The organism is Archangium minus (assembly GCF_044360475.1).
Classification (GTDB): domain Bacteria; phylum Myxococcota; class Myxococcia; order Myxococcales; family Myxococcaceae; genus Archangium; species Archangium minus.
Genome location: NZ_CP043494.1, coordinates 3,243,783 through 3,263,169 on the forward strand (window position 1 = coordinate 3,243,783; position 19,387 = coordinate 3,263,169).

The window sequence follows — 19,387 nt, forward strand, 5'->3', positions numbered from 1 at the left end:
TTGAAGGAAGCAGAAACCCCAGACTTTCCGGGGGTTTCGCTCGGCAGGAAGCCCACGCTCGATGGACAAGAACAAGATCATCGAAGCCGCCGCCAAGCTCGTCGCGAAGGGCGCCTACGACAAGGCCATCAAGGAATACCAGAAGGTCCTGGAAGTAGATCCGAAGGACGGTCGTGTCCTCCAGAAGATGGGGGAGCTGTACCAGAAGAAGAACGACAACGTTCAAGCGGCCCACTACTTCACCAAGGTCGCCGAGGGCTACTCGGCCGACGGCTTCTTCCTGAAGGCCGTTGCCCTCTACAAGCAGGTTCTCAAGCTCAATCCCAACCTGCTGGACGTCAACCTCAAGCTGGCGGAGCTCCATCAGCAGCTCGGACTGATGTCCGAGGCCATGGCGTATTTCCAGATCGTCGCCAACCACTACGAGAAGGCCGGCGACGTCAAAAACTCCCTGGATACGCTCAAGAAGATGGTGGATCTCGACCCCGAGAACGTGGCGTCGAAGATCAAGCTCGCCGAGTTGTACGCGCGCGAGAACCTGACGCGCGAGGCCACCCAGGAGTTCAAGAAGGCCGCCGAGTACCTCAAGCGCAACAACCGGATGGATGACTGGTTCCGGGTGGCCGAGCGCCTCTCTACCCTGGATCCAGACAACGTCGCGCTGGCCAAGGATCTGGCCCAGCAGTACCTGTCGCGTGGAGATCAGAAGCGCGCGCTGGCCCGGCTCCAGGTGTGCTTCAAGGCGGATGGGCGCGACGTCGAGACGCTCAACATGCTGGCCCAGGCCTTCCACGGGCTCGGGCAGACGGCCAAGACCATCTCCGTCTACAAGGAGCTGGCCAAGGTCTACCAGGAGCGGGGTCGCAACCAGGACGCGGCCAACATCTGGAACCGCGTTGCCGAGCTGGATCCCTCCGATGCGGACCTGGCGGCGTACAAGGCGGAGGGCGCCAGCGCGGCCCCCGCTCCGGCGCCGGTCCAGGCGCCTACGCCGGCTCCCGCTCCCACGCCGGCTCCGGCTCCCACGCCCCAGCCCGCTCCTGTTGCGAAGGCTCCGGTGGCCGCGGCTGCGCCCGCTCCGGCTTCTGCTCCGAGCAGCGCCGCGCCTGCTCCCGCTCAGGCGGCAGCTCCGGCCCCGACTGGTAAGGAGCAGTTCTCCAAGCTGCTGACGGAGACGGAAGTCTACGTCAAGTACGGCCTGCACGATAAAGCGCTCGAGCACCTGCGGAAGATCTTCGCGGTGGACCCGGAGAACCTCGACGCGCACGAGAAGGCGTACCACATCTATGTCGCCTCCGGGAACGCGGCCCAGGCCGGCGAGCAGTTGCTGAACGTGCTGCGTCTGTGCACGCGCCGCGCGGAGGTGCAGCGCGCCCAGCCGTACCTGGCCACCATCCTCGAGCAGAACCCCGGCCACCCCGAGGTGCCCGCCTTCCTGGCTGTGCTGCAGTCGGATTCGGCGGCGCCTGTCGCGGGTGCGCAGGTGGAGACGGTGGGCGAGGACGCCATCCTCGTGGACTCCAACGACGACGAGGTCCTCGTCGCCGACGCCCCCGCGGATGCCCTGGAGCATCCGCCGGGAGACGAGCTGGCCCTTGTCTCTGCGAGCAGCGCGGAGGAGGAGGACGGGCAGATCCTCTCGGGCGAGTTCGGCATTCCCGCGGACTCCGACGAGGGCGTGGTGCTCGCGGACGAGCCGGTCGGGGACGTGTCTGGCGACGAGCCGCTCTTCGGTGCAGGTGACGAGCCCGAGGAGGCCACAACGGTCTTCATGGAGCCGGTCGGCTCGGAGGACGACGACGCCGCGCTGGTGGTCGCCTCCGCCGAGGACGACGAGCCGCTGCTGGCGGACCCCGGTGCTCCGCTGTCGCTCGGCGACGACGAGCCGCTGCCGACGCAGGTGTCGCAGCCCTCGGCGCAGTTGCTCCAGGACTCCTTCTCGGACGCTTCCTCCTTCCCCGAGCCGGACGACGACATGTCCATGGGGGTGTCGCCGCTCCCCTTGGAGACGGATCCGTTCGACTCCGCGGAAGAGGGCACCCCGGTGGACACGCCGGCGCTCGGGTCCTACGAGCTCGAGGAGCCAGAGCCCGAGCCCGCGCCCGTGGTGGTTGCTCCCAAGGCTCAGCCGCAGGTTACGCCTAAGGCTCCGCCGCAGGCCGCTGCTCCCAAGGCGCAGCCTCAGGTCGCCGCGCCCGTTGCGAAGGCGGCGCCAGCAGCGCCCGCCAAGGCCCAGCCCGCGCCCGTTGCGAAGGCGGCGCCAGCAGCGCCCGCCAAGGCCCAGCCCGCGCCCGCTGCGAAGGCAGCGCCAACTCCCGTTGCGAAGGCTGCGCCCAAGCCGCAGCCCGCCCCCGTGGTCGAGGAGCCGCAGGAGGAGCCGGCCGGCGAGGAGTGCGACGAGGCCAGCTTCTTCCTGGATCAGGGCCTCCTCGAGGAGGCTCGGGAGATCCTCGAGACGGTGATGATCGCCTTCCCGGGCCATGCGCGCGCGGAAGAGCTGATGGCCCGGCTCGAGACGCTCGAGTCCGGCGGTTCCCCGGAAGCCGAGGAGCCCGAGGAGGAGACTCAGTCGGTTTCCGTGCCCGCGGTGCCAGCCCTGGGCGAGTCCCCCGCCGAGCGCGACGCGTTCGATCTGGCGGCGGAGCTGGCCGGCGAGTTCGGTGACCTGGGTGGAGAGCAGCCCGCGGCGTCCGCCGTCGAGGAGGACTTCCAGTACTCGGTCGAGGAGGTCTTCGCCGAGTTCAAGAAGGGCCTCGCCAAGGTGGTCAAGCCCGAGGATGTGGACACCCACTACGACCTGGGCATCGCCTACCGAGAGATGGGCCTCATCGATGACGCGCTCAACGAGTTCTCCGTGGCGCGCGAGGGCTGCATGGGCAAGAAGCGTGAGGTGGACTGCCTCACGATGATCGGCCTGCTGCAGGCGCAGAGGGGTGATGCCGGCGCGGCGGTGGTCACCTTCAAGCAGGCGCTCGCCAGCGAGCACGCCACCGGCGAGGTGGCCAAGGCCATCGGCTTCGAGCTGGCCATGGCCCACGAGGCCGTGGGCGACGCGGGTAAGGCCCTCTACCACTTCCAGCGCGTAGCCGCGCTCGACCCGAAGTTCCGCGAGGTCTCCGGCCACGTGGAGCGATTGGCCGCCACCACGTCTCCCGTGGCGGATCCACTGCCCAAGGCGGCATCCAATGGGGCTCCCCCCTCGGGTGCCCGAATGCCCGTTCCCGCGGCTCCGGCTCCAGCGGGTGCGGCCAAGCCGCGTAAGGTAGGCTACGTCTAGCGCAGTCCGAGGTTCGCCGAGCCCATGACCACCTACCTCGACTACTTCGAACTCACCCAGGAGCCCTTCTCCAACGCTCCGGTGAGCCGCTTCTATTACAACTCGGCCCAGCATTCTCAGGCGCTGACCCGGCTCATGCACTCGGTCAGCTACATGAAGGGCCTGTCCATCCTGATTGGTGACATCGGGGCGGGCAAGACGACGCTGGCGCGCCGCATGCTCGACTCGCTACCCGAGTCCGAGTACGAGGCCGCGCTGCTCGTCATCATCCACTCGGGTATTACCGCCAACTGGCTGCTGCGGCGCATCGCCCTGCAGTTGGGTGTGGAGAACCCGGCCCAGGAGAAGCTGGCCCTCCTGTCCCAGCTCTACCAGCGGCTGCTCCAAATCTACGAGTCCGGCAAGAAGGCCGTCGTCCTCATCGACGAGGCTCAGATGCTGGAGACGCGCGAGCTCATGGAGGAGTTCCGGGGGTTGCTCAACCTGGAAGTCCCCGAGCGCAAGCTCATCTCGTTCGTCTTCTTCGGCCTGCCGGACATCGAGAAGAACCTCAAGCTGGACCCGCCGTTGGCCCAGCGGGTGGCGCTCCGCTACAAGCTGGAGCCCTTCACCTCCGAGTCCACCGAGGCCTACATCAAGCACCGCCTGCGGTTGGCCGGCTCCCCGCGCCTGCCCTTCACCGCCGAGGCCTTGGTGGCCGTCCACCAGCGCTCGGGAGGCACCCCGCGCGTCATCAACAGCATCTGCGACAACGCCCTCTTCGAGGCCTTCCTGGCCCGTGAGCAGCTCATCGGCGACAAGCTCATCCATCGCATCGCCGACAATCTGGGGTTGCAGGGCTCGACGCAGACCGAGAGCCAACAGAAGCCCGCCCTGGCGGCCAATGGGGGCAGTCGGGCAGGCGGCAGTGCGAAGGTGGACCTCGCGGAGATCGACCGCTACCTCGAGGGACTGGGTAAGCTGTAGCGGTTTTGGCCCCAAGGAACAGGCAGCAGGGCGCACGCAAGGCGCCCCTATGGTTCATCGTCCTCGCCCTCGTGCTGGGGACGGTGCTGTTCCTGCGCACGCGTACCGCCTGGGATGGGTTGTGCACGCAGGCGCGGCGCCAGTTGCCCGCGCTGCTCGGGCTGGAGGTGGGCATCGGGCAGTGTGAGGTGGATCCGCTCGGCCAGCGGCTCATCCTCCGCGGCGTGTCCGTCTTCGAGAAGGGCGCGGATACGCCTCTGCTCGCCGCGGACCTGGCCGAGGTGCAGCTCGGTCTGCCCAACCCGTTCTCAGGCCAGCTCGCCATCGACCTCGTGCAGGTGAACCGGCCGCGGCTCGCGTTGGACTTGTCTCGTCCTCGCGAAGCTCCTCCCAAGGAGGAGCCGGGTGTGTGCCCGCTGAAGCCACTGCGGCGGCTGCGCTTGTCCCGGCTGGCCATCACCGGCGCGGAGGTGCGGCTGGTGCTGCCCGAGGGGCGGCAGGTGGAGGTGTCCGAGCTGGACGTGAGCCTGCGCGAGCGCTGGGGCGAGGAGGAGTTCGAGGTGGAGGCCCGGCGTGGCCTGGTGCGGCTGGGCCCCGGACAGGAGCTCGCCCTGGGTCGGCTGGCGCTCTCCGGCGGGCTGGATGTGGAGGAGGAGCTGCTGGAGTTGGACCGCGCCGAGGTGGCGCTGGATGACGTGACGGTGAACATCTCCGGCCGCGTGGAGCAGCTCTGCGAGCCGGTGCTCGCGCTGGACGCTCAGGTGTTCCTGCCGCTGCGCACGCTGTCTCGAGCGGGGTTGCTGCCCAAGCCCGCCCAGGGGCACCTCTGGACGCGCCTCACGATGAATGGCCGCCCGGCGGCGCCCAGCGTCTCCGTGGAGCTGTCGGGCAGCGGGCTCGTCTACGACAAGTTCGTCCCGGGCTCCTTCACGGCGCGGCTGGCCTACGCGGGCGACATGGTGACGGTGGAGGAGCTCACCCTCCCCATCGGCTCGGGAGACGCTCGCATCACCGGCTCCCTCGCGCTGCGTCCAGGGTTTCCGGTGGAAGTGGACTTGGAGACGCGTGACGCCTCGTTTGGGCGCATCCTGGAGAAGGCGGGACTGGACGGCTCGTGGGTGGAATTCCCGGCTTCAGCGAAGACCCACCTGTCCGGCACGCTGCTGCCCCGGCTCAACCTGTCGGGCGACCTGGACCTGCGTCACGGCCGCTTCATGCTGGCCTCGCGCGCCTTCGATGCGCCCGTGGACACCGGGAGCACCCTGCTCACCTACGAGCGAGGCCACGTGCGCACCCACGTGTCGCTGCTGTCGGACCGCGTCACCTTCACCGACATCCAGATTGACTCGGGCCGCTCGCGCATCGGCGGCGAGGTGACGCTCTTCTACGATTCGCAGAAGGGCCTGCTGGTGAATGCCCACGGCGACGTGGACCTGTCCGACTTCGGCCACATCGCGGGGCTCGAGTGGTCGGGGCGCGGCTCGACGACCACCCACATTGAAGGGCCATACGGCGACGTGAAGATCGGCGCGAGCGTGTCGCTGCGCGACTTCGAGTTCTGGAGCTTCGACCTGGGTGTGGTGCAGGGCAAGGTGACGTACGCGGACAAGGTGCTGGGCTTCCCCACGCTCTCAGGTCAGAAGGGGCGCACCCAGTACTTCGGGACCGCGGCGCTCACCTTCGGTCGTTCGCTGCACGCGCGGGCCGAGGTGGTGGTGCCGCGGGGACGCACCGAGGATCTGATCGACATCATTGCTCCGCTGAGCTCCACCATCTCCGTCGTGCAGGGGCCGGTGCAGGGCGAGGTCTCCGGACGGGTGGAGATCGACAGCCCGGTGGAGCAGTTCGAAGGACTGGTGGCGCTCGACTTCAAAGACACCACGTACTACGGGCGGCGCATGGGTGATGGCTCGGCCCGGCTGCGCTTCGAGGACGGCAAGGCCATGGTGCTGGAGCGCACCGTGCTCGAGGGCCCGCTGGGCCGCACCTGGGTGGATGGGAGCTTCTTCTTCTCCGGGCCCAACGAGGGCGCCCTGGACTACCGCTTCGGCGGCGAGAACCTGTCCTTGGCGGAGATGCTCGGTCCGGAGTCGGCGAAGCGCCTGGGCGTGCAGGGCCTGCTGTCCCTGGAAGGCACGGTGTCGGGGAACACGGACGTGCCCGTGACGACGGCCCGAGTGTGGGGGCCGCAGGTGACGTTCGCCGACCGCAACCTGGGCAACATGGGGCTCGAGGCGCGTCTGGAAGGGCGCGAGCTGCAGGTGGCCGGTCGCCCCTCGCGCGACACGAGCGGCATTCTCTGGATGCGCGTGAAGGAGCCATACCCCTTCGACGCGGCGGTGACGCTGGAGCTGCCGGAAATCCGCCCGCTGCTGCCCGCCAACGACTTCACCAAGGAGCTGTCCGGCTCGGTGAAGGCGGTGGTGCGGGCGCAGGGCGCGTTGATGAACGCGCAGGCCATCCAGATGAACGCCACCGTGGAGCGGCTCACCCTGTCTCGCGGTGAGCTCTCCGGCGAGAACGATGGCCCCATCTCGCTGAGCTACGCGAATGGACGGCTGGACGTGCCCTCCTTCACCTTCCGAGGGCCGGACACCGAGCTGTCCGCGGCGGGGTGGGTGGGGCTCGAGAAGATGGAGCTGCTGCTGCGCGGCGCCATGGACCTGCGCCTGCTCGAGTCCCTCTCTCCGATGCTGGTGCGCACGGGCGGTCGTGTGGAGCTCAACGCCGTGGCCGGTGGCAGCCCGAGCAAACCGTCCCTGGCGGGAACGGCCCGCATCTCCGACGCGAAGCTGTCCCTGCGTGACCAGCCCCTGTCGGCACGGGAGGTGTCCGGACGGGTGGAGTTCACCGCGCAGCACATCCTCCTGGAGTCTCTGGAGGGCCTGCTCAACGAGGGCCGTATGTTGGCCAACGGCGAGGTGCACCTGGTCGACTTCAGTCCCTCGGATGTGAAGTTGAACGTCTCCCTCACCGACATGGCCACGCGCTTCCACGAGGACCTGCCGTTCACCACCACGGGGCAGTTGTGGCTCACCGGTAACCCGGACGCGCTGCGGCTGGGCGGCGCCCTGGACATCCGCAACCTGCGCTACCGCCGAGGTCTGGAGCTGGACGACATCCTCAAGCGGCTCGCTCGGCGCACCGTGCTGCCCACGCCCACGGAGAAGCCCCGCGAGTACCTCACCTTTGACGTCGGCATGCACCTGGGCGACGTGCGCGTGGACAACAACCTGGCCCGTGCGCGACTGCTCGGGTCACTGCGGCTCACCGGCACCAATGTCCGCCCGGGCATCCTCGGCACCGTGGAGACCGACGAAGGCAGCCAGGCCTTCTTCCGCAACAACCAGTTCACCATCAACCGCGGGCAGATTGAGTTCCAGGACCGTTACGGCATCGATCCCGTGTTCGACCTGCGCGCCCAGGCCCAGGTGCGTGAATACCAGGTGAAACTGCATGCCTTCGGCCGCCCGGCCGCTCCTCAGGTGCTCCTCACCTCGGAGCCCGGCCTGCCCGAGGGCGACGTCATCTCCCTCCTCACCCTGGGTCTGACGAGCACGGACAGGGAGACCGCGGCCTCGGCCAGCGTGGGTCTGGCCGCCGAGGCCTTCTTCAACATGTCCGGGTTGGATCGGCAGGTGCAGCGCTTCCTACCCAACAACCCGGTCCTCAAGGACCTGTCCCTCCAGATCTCCACCACCTACAACGACGCGACCCAGCAGGCGGAACCAACCGCCCGGTTGGAGTCGAAGTTCCTCACGGAGCAGCTTAAGATTGGATTGACGCAACCCGTCAGCGGGCGCGGAACACGCGCGCGAGCCGAGTACAATTTCGACAACCGCCTTTCCGCGCAGCTTCAGTGGGACAACGAGCGTACCGAAAACACCTTTGGCAACCTGGGAAACCTTGGACTCGAGCTCAAGTTGAGCTGGGAGTCCGAGTAGCGCTGGCGCTTGTCCTGGTGCTGGCGTTCCCCGTGATGGCGCAGCCAGAGCGGGCCGTCGTGCCGGTGCCCGGTGTCCCTGTACCGCCCTCGGGTCCAACGGTGGTGGCGGTGGAGCTGCACCTGCCCGAGGACATGGACCTGGCGGGGCTGGTGGAGTTGGTGGCGGTGCGCAAGGGCCAGACGCTGTCAGCCCGCGCGGTGCGGCGCTCGGTGGAGCGGCTGTGGGCCAGCGAGCGCTTCAGCGACATCGTGGTGCGCACCGTGGAGGACAACGGGGGTGTGCGCGTGGTGTTCGAGCTCACGCCCATGCTGCCCGTCATGCGCATCGACGTGGAGGGCAACGTCGTCCTGAGCGACGAGGCGCTGCTGGAGGTGCTGAGCAGGCGGGGCATCGCCGTGGGCCAGCGACTCGAGGAGGAGGCGCTGCAGGCGGCCCAGGCGGGGCTGTCCCAGGCGTATGGGCGCCAGGGCTACAACGAGGCGCGCATCCAGCTCACGCGCGAGCCGGTACCTGGAGGCGTGGCGCTGGCCTTCACCATCTTCGAGGGCAGGCCCACGCAGCTGGCGGCCGTCTCGGTGACGGGCAGTCCCGGGTTGCCGCTGTCCGAGCTGCTCGCCACGCTGGGCCTGCGGGTGGGCGGCGTGCTGGACCGTGGAGGCCTGGACTCGGGCTTGGAGCGGCTGCGGACGTTGCTGCGCGAGCGCGGCTACTTCCGCGCCAACGTGGGGCAGCCCCTGCTCGAGAAGGAGGGCGAGGCGGCAACGGTGGTGGTGCCCATCTCCGCCGGGCCGCGCTTCACCTTCCACTTTCATGGCAACCACCACTTCGCGGACATGCTGCTCTCGCGCGTGCTCTCCTACGACGGCCAGGATCCGCTGGACGCCTCGACGGTGGCTCGGCTGGTCCGGCAGTTGGAGTCCTTCTACCGCTACCGGGGCTTCAACGACGTCCACGTGGAGACGCGTGAGGTGCACCGCCCGGACGGCGAGGAGGCGGTGCTCGCCTTCGACATCGAAGAGGGCCGTCCGCTGCGCGTGCGCCGGGTCATCTTCCGGGGCAACACGCTGCTCTCCAACGAGACGCTGCGCGAGATGCTCACCGAGCACATTCGCGCCAACGAGCCCCAGCCCGTCTCGTCGGCACGTCTGAGCGAGGTGATGGAGATGGGGCCCGGCAACCGCCGCATGGGTCCACCCGAGTGGGTGCACGAGCCGGCCACCATCTTCGTCGAGGAGGCCTACCGGAACGCCGCGGAGCTGATGACGGAGGCCTACCGCGAGCGGGGTTTCCTGGAGGCGCAGGTGCGCTTCACCCGGCTGCGGGTGAACGTGGCGCGGGGCACGGCGGTGGCGTGGTTCGACGTGCACGAGGGCACGCAGATGCGCGTGGCCGAGGTCCGCGTGGAGGGTGGCCCTGAGGGCTTCGAGGGCCACGCGCTGGTGCCGGTCAAGTCGGGTGAGCCGTTGAGCCTCGACGCGGTGGAGCGCGGGCGGCAGGCGCTCGTCACGGAGCTGGGCCGCATGGGCTACCTCTTCGCCCGCGTGGATGCGGCTCCGACGCCGGGGAGCAAGGGCGTGAGCGTCCTCTACCGGCTGGAGCCGGGACAGCGGGTGACGGTGGGCCGCATCCTCGTCCGTGGGGCGTCACGCACCGACGAAGAGGTGGTTCGAGCCAATGTGCGCCTCAAGGAAGACGAGGTGGTGGATCCGGAGAAGCTCTTCGAGAGCCAGCGTCGGCTCGCGCTCCTCAACATCTTCCGGCAGGTGACGGTGCGGCTGGAGAAGCCGGATGTGCCGGAGGCCAGCAAGGACGTCGTGGTGGAGGTGCGCGAGCGTCCCCGTTGGGAGGGTGAGGTCGCCGGCGGGTACTTCCTGTCGGAAGGCCCACGCGTGGTGCTGGACGTGTCTCGGACAAACGTGGACGGGCGCGGCCTCAACCTGTTGGGCCGGTTGAAGCTCAACTACGTGGGGTTGAGCACGCAGGGCATCGACAGGGCGGCGTTCGCCCGGGTCCGCTGCGAGACCGTGCCGGAGGAGTGCGTCCAGCCGGGTCCGTATGACTGGGTGCGCGACTTCGACGGCCGCGCCGTGCTGTCGGCGGTGCAACCTCGGCTCTATGGCCTGCTGCCGCTGGAGGTGGGCGCGCGCTTGGATCTGATCGGCGAGCGTGTGCACCGGCCCTCGTACCTGTCCTCCCGAGTCGCGGCGGTGACGGGCCTGGACTGGTCGGCGATGCGTTGGTTGAACCTGGCGCTGCAGTACGAACTGGAGGGCAACCTGCTGGAGTCGGGGGACCGGGTGCTCATCTCTCCGAACCGCGCGGACCAGGAGCGGCTGCGCTTCCCCTACGGCTTCTTCATCCTGCACTCGGTGCGCTCGTCGGCGACGGTGGACCTGCGGGATGATCCGGCCAACCCGCGCAAGGGCCTGTTGGTGTCCGCCAGCGCCGAGTGGATGGGAGACCTGCGCTCGTACGAGACCACCAGCACGGGTGAGCCGTTGGCGGCGCTGCCCATCAACGGCGTGAAGATCTCGAGCAACGTGAGCGCATACGCGCCGTTGACGTCGGGAGCGGTGCTTGCGCTGTCGGTGCGCGCTGGCACCATCGTGTCGCTGGAGAAGGACGCGCGGGTCATCGGCTCCAAGCGCTTCTTCCTGGGCGGCTCCAGCAGCCTGCGTGGCTTCCGTGAGGACGGCATCCTCAGCGAGGATCAGCGCACCGAGCTGCGGCGCCAGATAGCCGACTGCCGCTCGCTCATCCACCCGTCGGGTTGCAGCTTGGAGCAGCTGACCATCCTCGGAGGTCAGGCGCCCGTGAGTGAAGGTGGCGAGCTCTTCACCTTGGGGAAGGCGGAGCTGCGCATCCCGGTGCAGTCCTCGTTCAACCTGGGCCTCTTCCTGGAGGCGGGCAACCTCTGGTTGGACCGGACGAACCTCGACTTCAGCGCGCTCCGCTACTCAACGGGTATTGGCTTCCGCTACGTGACACCGGTGGGCCCGCTGGCCTTCGACGTGGGCTTCAACCTGGATCCAGACGAGACGCTCAACGAACCCCTCTGGCAGCTCCACTTCAGCATTGGCACCTTCTGAGCCAGCGGGCGTGTGGGCTACAGCGTGAACTGGGCCTTACCAGAGAACGTCTGTCCGGCCTGGATGCCCGGCAGGGTGTCCTCGAGCACCTTCCCGTTCGAGGCCGTCACCCGGACTCGGATGGCACCCGAGCCCATGCCCGTGGCCTGGACGAAGTAGTTGTAGCTCAGGCGCGGGACCGACACCCACTTGCCCTCGGGGTTCAACCACTCCAGCTTCTGGATGGGCAGGGCGTGGTTGCGCACCTGGATCGCCGTCCACCACGGGTTGCTGCCGTCCTTGAAGTGGTAGCGGATGGGGCCCGTCACGGCGCATGAGACGTAGCGCCAGCGCACGTTCACGCGGCCATCGATGGGGTTGGCGATCTTCGCGAAGGCCTGGCGGCTGAGGTCGAGGTGGCTCGCCGCGCAGCCGGGGCAGAGATCCACGATCCGCACCTTCACCGTGCCCTGCGGCCCCTGCACCTCGGCACACGAGCCACACGCCCCGCTGCCCGCGTAGTCGGGCTCGCCGATGGCGGTGACGTCCAGGTCCTCCGGGCTCGCATCGAAGCTGCAAGCCCCCGCGCCGGTCGCGTCGTAGAAGGTGATGATGCCGCTCTTGTAGTCACCGAGCGGAGTCGAGGCCAGCGCTTCCCCGGTGTGGCCGGTTCCTTCTTCCGTCTTCGGTTCGACGTGTGACTCGGACCCGCAGGCTGCCAGGGACAGCAGCAGGACGATGACGGACGAGCGTACGAGGGCATGGGGGGTTCTGTGCATGCGGTGTGCTCCTGAAGAGGAGGTTGTCGATGCGCGGGAACGCCCGGGGCGCGCTCGATACTCCATCCCGAGCCGTGCCAGTGACCAGGCAGGCGGCCTCGGAGAGGCGCTTGGCTCCGGCCCTGGCCGGGGACGGGTCCGTCCGCGCCTTGCCCGGTGTACACTGCTCGTGTGTTCTACAGCTTCGTACGTGCGGTCGTGGCCTTGGCGCTTCGGCTCTTCTACCGGGTGAAGGTGAATGCCCCCTCGGCCGAGCCCGAGGGCCCGGTCATGTTCGTGGGCAACCACCCCAATGGGCTCATCGATCCCGCGCTCGTCTTCATTCTCACGCGAAGGCACGTGACGTTCCTGGCGAAGGAGCCGCTCTTCCGCCTTCCCGTCATCGGCTGGCTGCTCAAGGGGCTGGGCGCGTTGCCGGTGTACCGCAAGCAGGATGACCCCTCTCAGATGGGCAAGAACGAGGGGACGCTGGACGCGGCGCGCGGGGCATTGGTGCAGGGCAGGGCCATCACCCTCTTCCCCGAGGGCAAGAGCCACTCGGAGCCCTCGCTGGCGGAGCTGAAGACGGGGGCGGCGCGCATCGCGCTCGGGGCGGCGAAGCAGGGTGCGGCGGTGCGCATCGTGCCCGTGGGCCTCACGTACGCGGATAAGCACTTGTTCCGCAGCGAGGTGCTCATCGAGATGGGCGTGCCCATCGAGGTGAAGGACTTCCTCCCGGCGGATGCGGCGAGTGAGACGGAGTCGGTGCGCAAGCTCACCGAGCACATCGCCGGAGGACTCCGCTCCGTCACCCTCAACCTGGAGCAGTGGGAGGACCTGCCGCTCATCCAGATGGCCGAGCGGCTCTACGCGTTCCGTCAGAAGGAGGCGATGGACCCCGAGCGGCTGCGGCACTGGGCGCGAGGGCTCCAGCTCTTCCGCTCCGAGCAGCCCGAGCGTTTCGAGCGGATGCGCGCGGACCTGATGTCCTTCCATCGCCGGTTGGCGCTGGGGCGGGCGGACCCCACGGACCTGGCGCTGACGTACCAGGCGGGCCCGGTGACGCGGTTCGTGCTGAAGAACCTGGCGCTGCTCGTGTTCGGGCTGCCGCTGTTCGCGCTGGGGCTCGGGCTGTTCTACGTGCCGTACCTCTTCCCGAGGTGGATGAGCCGCAAGGCCGAGCTGGATGTGCAGGCGACGGTGAAGTTCCTCGCGGCGCTGGTGGTGTCGGTGGCGTGGTGGGGGGTGCTGACGGTGGGCGCGTGGCTGTGGCGCGGGCCGGCGCTGGGCCTGCCAGTGCTGCTGGCGGTGCCGCCGCTGTCGCTCTTCACCCTGTACTTCTCCGAGCGGTGGGGGGAGGTGCTGCGGGACGTGTCCGTGTTCTTCACGCTGGGCAGCCGCGTGAGGCTCAAGGCCCGGCTGCTCAACGAGGGGGAGCGGCTGGCGGCCGAGGTGGACCAGCTGGCCGGGGAGTACCGCCCACGCCTGGAGCAGCCCATTGCGCCCTTAGCTGTGGTAGCAGGGCGCTGAGAGCCAGCAGGCACCGACCGCGACATGCTTCCCGGCAACGACAAGTGGCCTGAGTCCATCCAGGCGCTCTATGAGCAGGTGGCGGGCTCCGCCCCCGACGCCGTGCTGTCGTCGCGCCCCCAGTGGTCGGAGCAGCTCGCCGAGTGGGTGCGCAACGCCACCCTGGACGAGCGCGAGATGGCGCAGTCCGCCGCCTGGTCCCGGCTGGACACCGGTTCCCGCTCTCCTGGCGAGCTGCTGTTCCTGCTCGTCCACTGCGGCGAGCTGCTGTGGCCCTACTCGGAGGCGCCGAAGGAGCTGCTCCAGCGGCTCATCACCCGGCAGGCGCAGCTCGTCCAGGCGCTGAAGGACGGGGGGCAGGACGAGGCCGTGACGCCGCTCGTGCGCCAGGTGGAGGCCGAGCTCGCCAAGGTCGTGTCCCGCTACCTCAAGCGTCACCCGGAGGAGCTGGTGACGCTGGTGAGCGGCGTGCGCTGCACGTTCGACGGCAAGGTGCTCCGCTTCAATGACACCGTGGAGGTGGACCTGAAGGTCCTCCTGGGCTCGGAGCGGCGAGTCATCGGGCGGTTGGATCAGCTCCGAGCGCTGCTGCCGTACCTGCGCGAGGGCCGCGAGAAGCTGGTGGGCTTCATCCGGGAGCGGGCGGCGAAGATTCCCTGGCGCGAGTGCCGCGACATCCTCGAGGAGAAGCTCTTCCAGCTGGTGGCCGCTCCCGAGAGCCGGAGCGAGCTGCGTGGCTTCCTGGGCAGCTACACGAACGGGAAGGGCGAGGCGCGCTGGTGTACCCGGGCGAGTCTGCTGCTCGCCAGGAACCTCGAAGAGGGAGGACCGTTGGCCGTCATCGAGAACCTCAGTGAGCTGCTGGCGTACTTCGAGGCTCCCGTGGAGGGGCTGCGAGGCGCCATCCAGGCGCTGGTGGCCAGCATTCACGAGGACAAGGAGCTCGAGCGGCACCGGCTCGTGGCGGACAAGTGCTGGGAGCACCTCGAGCCCAAGAAGGAGCCGGGCCTGGCGCTCGTGTTGCTGTGGCTGGAGGAGCGCATCTTCCGGGTGGCGCTGCGCCAGGGCGCGGAGGACTCCTTCGAGCGCCGCAATCGGGCACGTGAGCGGGTGCGTGAGCTGCCGGTAGCGGAGGCGCTGTACTGGCTATCCGAGGAGTGCGCGGACCTGTGGCCCCGCTTCGAGTCGGAGCGCCGACCCGGAGCTGATGACTTGTCCGCCTGGAGGCAGGAGGTTGTCCGCCGCTTCGTGAAGAAGCCGGTGCTGCGCAAGGCGGCCATCGAGTTCTTCCTGTGGTGCGCGCCGGATGCGGCTGCCTCCGAGGCCGAGCTGGTGACGCTGTCGTTGGTGAAGACGTCCACGGACCGGCGGCTCCTGCGACGCTTGGGTGAGCACCCCTCCACGCGCGTGCGCTTCCGCGTGAGGGCCATTAATGCGTGGCTCGCGGCCGGGCCCGAGTCCGCACCCGAGCCGCAGACCCCCGCGACCCTGACGGGGGCACTGCGTCACCTGCGCGCCTCGGGGGCGATGACGCTCGGTGGGGGCAGGACGTGGCTGCGGGACCGAGACCTTGAGGAGCTGCTCCTGGGGGCATTCAGCCGCGTGGAGCGGGACTTCTCCGCGCGCTACCCGGAGCACTTCCGCGAGGACGAGGCGCGCCTGGTGACCCGGCTGCTCGAGGACTTGAAGCACGAATTCGAGAGCATCCGCTCGGACCTGTCGATCCTCCTCTCGCAGGGGCAGCCCGTGCCGCTGGAGCTGGACCTCCAGTACCGGAGGACCCGCGAGCCTGTGGAGGGACAGCCCGCCCCGGAGAGCCCGAGGCCTGGAGGCGTGGAACTGGCCTTCGTGCTGAAGGTCGAGGTGGACTCCTTCCTCACGACGAAGCGCGCGGTGCTGGTGCAGGCGACGAAGCTGGAGCGGCGAGGAGAAGGGCAGTGGGCGCCGAACATCCGACTCGCGCGGGAGCAGGTGGACGGGCTGCTCGGGCAGAGCGAGTCCTCCTTCTGCCTGTTCCTGGTTCCGCCCTCGCTGCGCGCCGAGTGCTGGCTGGTGCCCGCGCGGATGGTGCGAGGCCTGATGGATGCACAGGGCTCGCTCTCGACGGTGTCACGCGAGGGCACACAGCGGGTAGCGCGCTCGCTGGCGCAGTGGATGACCTACGATCTGCTGGGCCTGTGGACCGGAGATGACCGGCCCGCGGTGTTGGAGCGGGCCGAAGGTAATTCGGCACAGGGCCCGGACTTCATCGTGGAGATCTCCGTCCGCAAGACCGGGCGGTGATTCAAGGAGTTGTGGTGTAGCACGTAGGCAAGGATTCATCGTGATGTTGGCCAACGCCCAACCTCTCTGGACGCCGTGCTCGAACGGCCCTCCCGGGAGATGCTCGGCCGGGCCCGGAATTGGCTGGACTGGGGTAACAACTAGCGCGTCCGCCCCGAGGCGTTGTTCGCCTTCATTTCCTGCGCCCTACGGACCGCGCAGGCCCGGAATTAAGGGGTGTTGGTGCTTATGGCCCGGGGCTGATCAGACTCCTCGAACTGGCCCCGGAGCGCCGATCACGCCTTCCGCCTAGAAGCCGGCGGAACAATCAATCGGAACAGCCCACGCTCCTCAAGCGCCCTCTGCGTTCGCCAAGCGAGCGCCACGTGCTCCGGATTGCTGGGGGTAAGTCGCTCGGGGGTGAGCGTGACGAGCGTTCCCTTGTCACCCATAGGCTCTACGCGCACAGGTGCAGGCAGGGCAGGCACCTCACCTCGTTCCCGTGAGAAGTACGTCATCCAGCCCACGAAGCAGCCGAGCCGACTGCCGCCGGAGAGCTCGTCCCAAAGCCCGTCCGCCGTCGCAACCGCCCACTCCGGCTCCCAGGCGGCCGCTATCGCACGCATAGCGCCGGCGACAATAGGTGCCTTGACCAGGCGCTCGTGCTCCAGGGTCTCCCTGGGAAAGAAGAGCCAGAAGAAGTTCGGCGAAAACTCTGCCTTCGACCCACAACTGAGCATGACCATTCCGCCCTGGCCCTGTTCCATGTGCCCGGTCCAGGCGCCGAACGAAAAACCGTCATCCGCAATCTGGTACTTCTCCCGGCCGAAGAACCTCCGGAAAGTCTCGTGGGTGGGCTCAAAGCCGAGCTGCAGCGCCTCACGGGCGGAGTTGCCCTTCTCGTACCATTGGGCGAAGTCGGGATGGCACTCCGCAAGGAGGCGGAAGGATGTCTCCGCGCGCCGAGCGCACTCATCGGCCGATTCCGGCCGGTGTCCCCAATACGCTTTGATTCCGTACCTCTCGCTCATGCGCGGCACCCCTCACTTAATTGGCTGAGTGTAAATGACCTCTATGGCTTCAAGGCCCGCCTCGTCGAAATGCTTCCGAAGCACGGTCACCATCCGCGGCTCGGCGACGTGCCAGCGGATGGGGCGCCCGGCAGCCATCTGATACTGACGCGCAGCTTGCCTGAGCATATCGTCCAGGCCACCGTAGAAGTCGTGCGTAGGGTTGAGGTCCTTGTCGAACCACTGATCGTACCCGCGCGCCTTGCCCTCGAGCAGCACGCCCTCCGTCGGATCAAAGCCGTCGTACTCGACGCACTTCCCATTCCGGCACACCTTGTAGCACCAGCCTTTCGGGGCGCCCGTCACCTGGGCCTGGTAGGCCCGGGCCTGCTCCGACATGCTGGACGTGTCCTCCACCCATTGCCCGGGCCCACCCATCGGAGGCCACCCGCCCCCGCTGCCTCCGCCCTGGGCCCCCATGTTCGCCATGTGCAGCAGGACGTAGGTGGCACTCAGCGCGTTCCCAGCCACGCCCACCGCGCTGCCTACTGGTACGGCCACCAGTCGCACCGCGAGGAGCCCCTCCCCTGAGAGCGAGAACAATGGAACGCTCAGGCTCTCGAGCTTCCCTCCCCACGACGCTGCTTTCGCAGCTCCCGTACCTGCGGTGCCCACCGTCAGGACTATCCCTGTGGCCAACCGCGAAATGGTGCGCACCTTCTCTGCATACGGCTTGTGACGAAACTCCTCCCAGAGTTGGGGCGAGTTCTCGTAGAGCTGCCGCACCGCCCCTGGGAGCTGCGCAAGCCCCTCCAACGTCTCGCCCGTGTAGAAGACGAGCCGGTAGAGCCCCTCCACCAAGTCCACCACTGCGAGCACTGCACCCTCGGCCACCGCGAGCCCCGGGTTGTCGTCGGGCTCATACAAGCCCGCTGGACGCGCCCCCGTCGGCACCGCGAGCTGCTGGTCCACCGGGAAGAGGCGCTCCCCCTCAATGGCGTAGAACGGGCCCACCTCGAACCGCCCGGCCCGTAGCGTCCCGTCCTCGGCGAGCACGACCTGACCGGCTTTCTGGACCGCCACTCCCGATGTGGCCCTCACCAGGTAGCCGTCTGGGCGCAGTACCAGGAGCTTCGAAAAGCGCCGCATGCGCGCGTGGAACTCGTCCCGCGTGACGACCTGCCCCCCCGTGGCAACCTCCATGAGGAGGTGAGCCGCCATCCGCCGCATCCCGAAGTTGCCCAGTGTGATCGGAGTGGAGAGCAGGTGCGGCACCAGCTTCAGCGCCTGTTGGGGCGACAGTGTTCTCCCGTCATTCGGTAGTGCAGTGCTGGGCACCCCAGCCTGCACGAGAAAGCCCTGAAAGTAGTCGAGGCTCATGGGCACTGTGTACGGCCGGCCGTCGCCCATTCCATCCGGCCATCCAACTCCCTTCCCCTCCAGGTCCTCCTCCTCGCCCATCTCGCTGGCGCCGGGCGCTCGACGCCGGGCCCGCTCTGGCGCCCCGGCAACCTCGGCCGCGCCCACCACCACCGGGACACCGGCCTCGCGCTCCTCGGCTCCCGCGTCAGTGCCCTTCAGGTCCTCGATGGCCTCCCCGGTCGTCGTTGCAGACACCTCCTGGGCCTGGGCAGCGACCTCTTGTGGCCCGGGACTCGTACGCTGCTCCCGCCACCGATGGCGTGCGCTGCCAGCCAGCATTCCGCCCAGGGGGTAGCCCGTCGCGCACGCCATCTGTAGCCCGAGGACCACCAGCGCCACCAAGCGCGAGGTCCACCACAGCCTGGCCCGCCAGCTCCGCCGAGCCTCTAGCTGCGCACCGCTGCGCTCCCCCGCCCCAGGACTTCGGTACTCATTCGCCATGACGCTGGCCTATCCTCCAGGTGAAACAACCCATAGGGATAGGATGCAGAGGATGCCTTAGCGCATGGGCGCTACTGGCACGAGATTCGAGGAGGTTTAGTCGTGCTCCGGGATCAGTTCGTCGTCGCCGATGAGCAGGGTCACGGCGATGACCAACAGCACGAAGACTCCCACGCTGATCACCAGTGGCCAGAGCAGGTTGGCGCGGGCGCCTCCCGCCTTCTTGTGCTGCTCGTACACGTCCTGAAGGGACTGGGCTGCCACCCGGGAGCCGATGACGTTGATGAAGAGCCCGGCACCCATCTTGAACTGCAGGAACAGGACGAGCGCGGTCCACGCCACTCCGAACACTGCGACGAGGACCGAGTTCCGCATCCGGGTCCTATCGCCCAGCCGCTTCCAGTTGATGGCGGAGAGGACGCCCGCGATGGTGAAGTTGAGGAGGACGCCCCAGAGATAGATGTACCAGGTGGGGTAGAGCCTGATCTCCTTGCGGAGCAGTGCGGCGCAGGCTTCACAGACCCGGCGCGGGCCGATCTGCTCGGGCGCTCCCTGGACGAAGGTGCCGCAGCGATCGCACGGCACGCCGGGTCCCTCGGATGGCGCGGGGAGTGCATCGGGGGAGATGCCGGATTGGAGCGTGGCGGACTCGAGCATGGTCTCATTTTATACTCCGGGCCGGACTTCGAAGCCGGCTTCGGGGGGC

General features: G+C 68.3%; 10 protein-coding genes. 6 read left to right on the plus strand and 4 right to left on the minus strand.

All coding sequences use genetic code 11. The features are described 5' to 3' along the window. Positions 1–61: 61 nt before the first annotated feature. The 4 genes from F0U60_RS13280 to F0U60_RS13295 are packed head-to-tail and all read left to right on the plus strand — an operon-like array spanning position 62 to position 11,279. Entirely contained in the window at positions 62–3,277 is a 3,216-nt protein-coding gene (locus F0U60_RS13280; protein ID WP_395818881.1) for a tetratricopeptide repeat protein, read from the plus strand. A 24-nt stretch (positions 3,278–3,301) separates the two neighbouring features. Next, positions 3,302–4,243 (plus strand): ExeA family protein, encoded by a 942-nt coding sequence (locus tag F0U60_RS13285; RefSeq protein WP_395818883.1) that lies wholly within the window; start codon positions 3,302–3,304, stop codon positions 4,241–4,243. 5 nt (positions 4,244–4,248) lie between these two features. Next, positions 4,249–8,187: a translocation/assembly module TamB domain-containing protein gene (locus tag F0U60_RS13290; protein ID WP_395818886.1), complete on the plus strand. Its 3,939-nt coding sequence runs from the start codon at positions 4,249–4,251 to the stop codon at positions 8,185–8,187. 35 nt (positions 8,188–8,222) lie between these two features. Beyond that, complete coding sequence (locus F0U60_RS13295) at positions 8,223–11,279, plus strand: POTRA domain-containing protein (protein WP_395825228.1); 3,057 nt, start codon at positions 8,223–8,225, stop codon at positions 11,277–11,279. Between the two features lie 17 nt (positions 11,280–11,296). On the opposite strand, the gene F0U60_RS13300 is transcribed toward F0U60_RS13295, so the two are convergent. Further along, the gene (locus F0U60_RS13300) at positions 11,297–12,037 is read right to left on the minus strand and encodes an expansin EXLX1 family cellulose-binding protein (RefSeq protein WP_395818890.1); all 741 of its coding nucleotides are present in this window, start codon (positions 12,035–12,037) and stop codon (positions 11,297–11,299) included. A 171-nt stretch (positions 12,038–12,208) separates the two neighbouring features. On the opposite strand from F0U60_RS13300, the gene F0U60_RS13305 reads away from it, so the two are divergent. Further along, positions 12,209–13,546 carry a lysophospholipid acyltransferase family protein gene (locus F0U60_RS13305; RefSeq protein ID WP_395818893.1) on the plus strand — a complete coding sequence of 446 codons (1,338 nt, stop codon included), beginning with the start codon at positions 12,209–12,211 and terminating at the stop codon, positions 13,544–13,546. Positions 13,547–13,570: 24 nt separating this feature from the next. Continuing rightward, positions 13,571–15,829, plus strand: coding sequence for a hypothetical protein (locus F0U60_RS13310; protein WP_395818896.1), 2,259 nt, complete (start codon positions 13,571–13,573; stop codon positions 15,827–15,829). A 275-nt stretch (positions 15,830–16,104) separates the two neighbouring features. Here F0U60_RS13310 and F0U60_RS13315 read toward each other — a convergent pair whose 3' ends face one another. The 3 genes from F0U60_RS13315 to F0U60_RS13325 form a co-directional block, all read right to left on the minus strand. Next, the gene (locus tag F0U60_RS13315; RefSeq protein ID WP_395818898.1) at positions 16,105–16,839 is read right to left on the minus strand and encodes an Imm52 family immunity protein; all 735 of its coding nucleotides are present in this window, start codon (positions 16,837–16,839) and stop codon (positions 16,105–16,107) included. A 12-nt stretch (positions 16,840–16,851) separates the two neighbouring features. Then, positions 16,852–18,681 (minus strand): Tox-REase-5 domain-containing protein, encoded by a 1,830-nt coding sequence (locus tag F0U60_RS13320; protein ID WP_395818901.1) that lies wholly within the window; start codon positions 18,679–18,681, stop codon positions 16,852–16,854. Positions 18,682–18,777: 96 nt separating this feature from the next. Further along, complete coding sequence (locus F0U60_RS13325) at positions 18,778–19,338, minus strand: hypothetical protein (RefSeq protein ID WP_395818904.1); 561 nt, start codon at positions 19,336–19,338, stop codon at positions 18,778–18,780. Between the last annotated feature and the right edge of the window lie 49 nt (positions 19,339–19,387).

What these genes read in the sequence shown, in the direction of transcription:
- F0U60_RS13280 (WP_395818881.1), top strand. Translation starts at nt 62, where the DNA reads ATGGACAAGAACAAGATCATCGAAGCCGCCGCCAAGCTCGTCGCGAAG.
- F0U60_RS13285 (WP_395818883.1), top strand. Translation starts at nt 3,302, where the DNA reads ATGACCACCTACCTCGACTACTTCGAACTCACCCAGGAGCCCTTCTCC.
- F0U60_RS13295 (WP_395825228.1), top strand. Translation starts at nt 8,223, where the DNA reads ATGGCGCAGCCAGAGCGGGCCGTCGTGCCGGTGCCCGGTGTCCCTGTA.
- F0U60_RS13300 (WP_395818890.1), bottom strand. Translation starts at nt 12,037, where the DNA reads ATGCACAGAACCCCCCATGCCCTCGTACGCTCGTCCGTCATCGTCCTG.
- F0U60_RS13310 (WP_395818896.1), top strand. Translation starts at nt 13,571, where the DNA reads ATGCTTCCCGGCAACGACAAGTGGCCTGAGTCCATCCAGGCGCTCTAT.
- F0U60_RS13315 (WP_395818898.1), bottom strand. Translation starts at nt 16,839, where the DNA reads ATGAGCGAGAGGTACGGAATCAAAGCGTATTGGGGACACCGGCCGGAA.
- F0U60_RS13320 (WP_395818901.1), bottom strand. Translation starts at nt 18,681, where the DNA reads ATGGCGAATGAGTACCGAAGTCCTGGGGCGGGGGAGCGCAGCGGTGCG.
- F0U60_RS13325 (WP_395818904.1), bottom strand. Translation starts at nt 19,338, where the DNA reads ATGCTCGAGTCCGCCACGCTCCAATCCGGCATCTCCCCCGATGCACTC.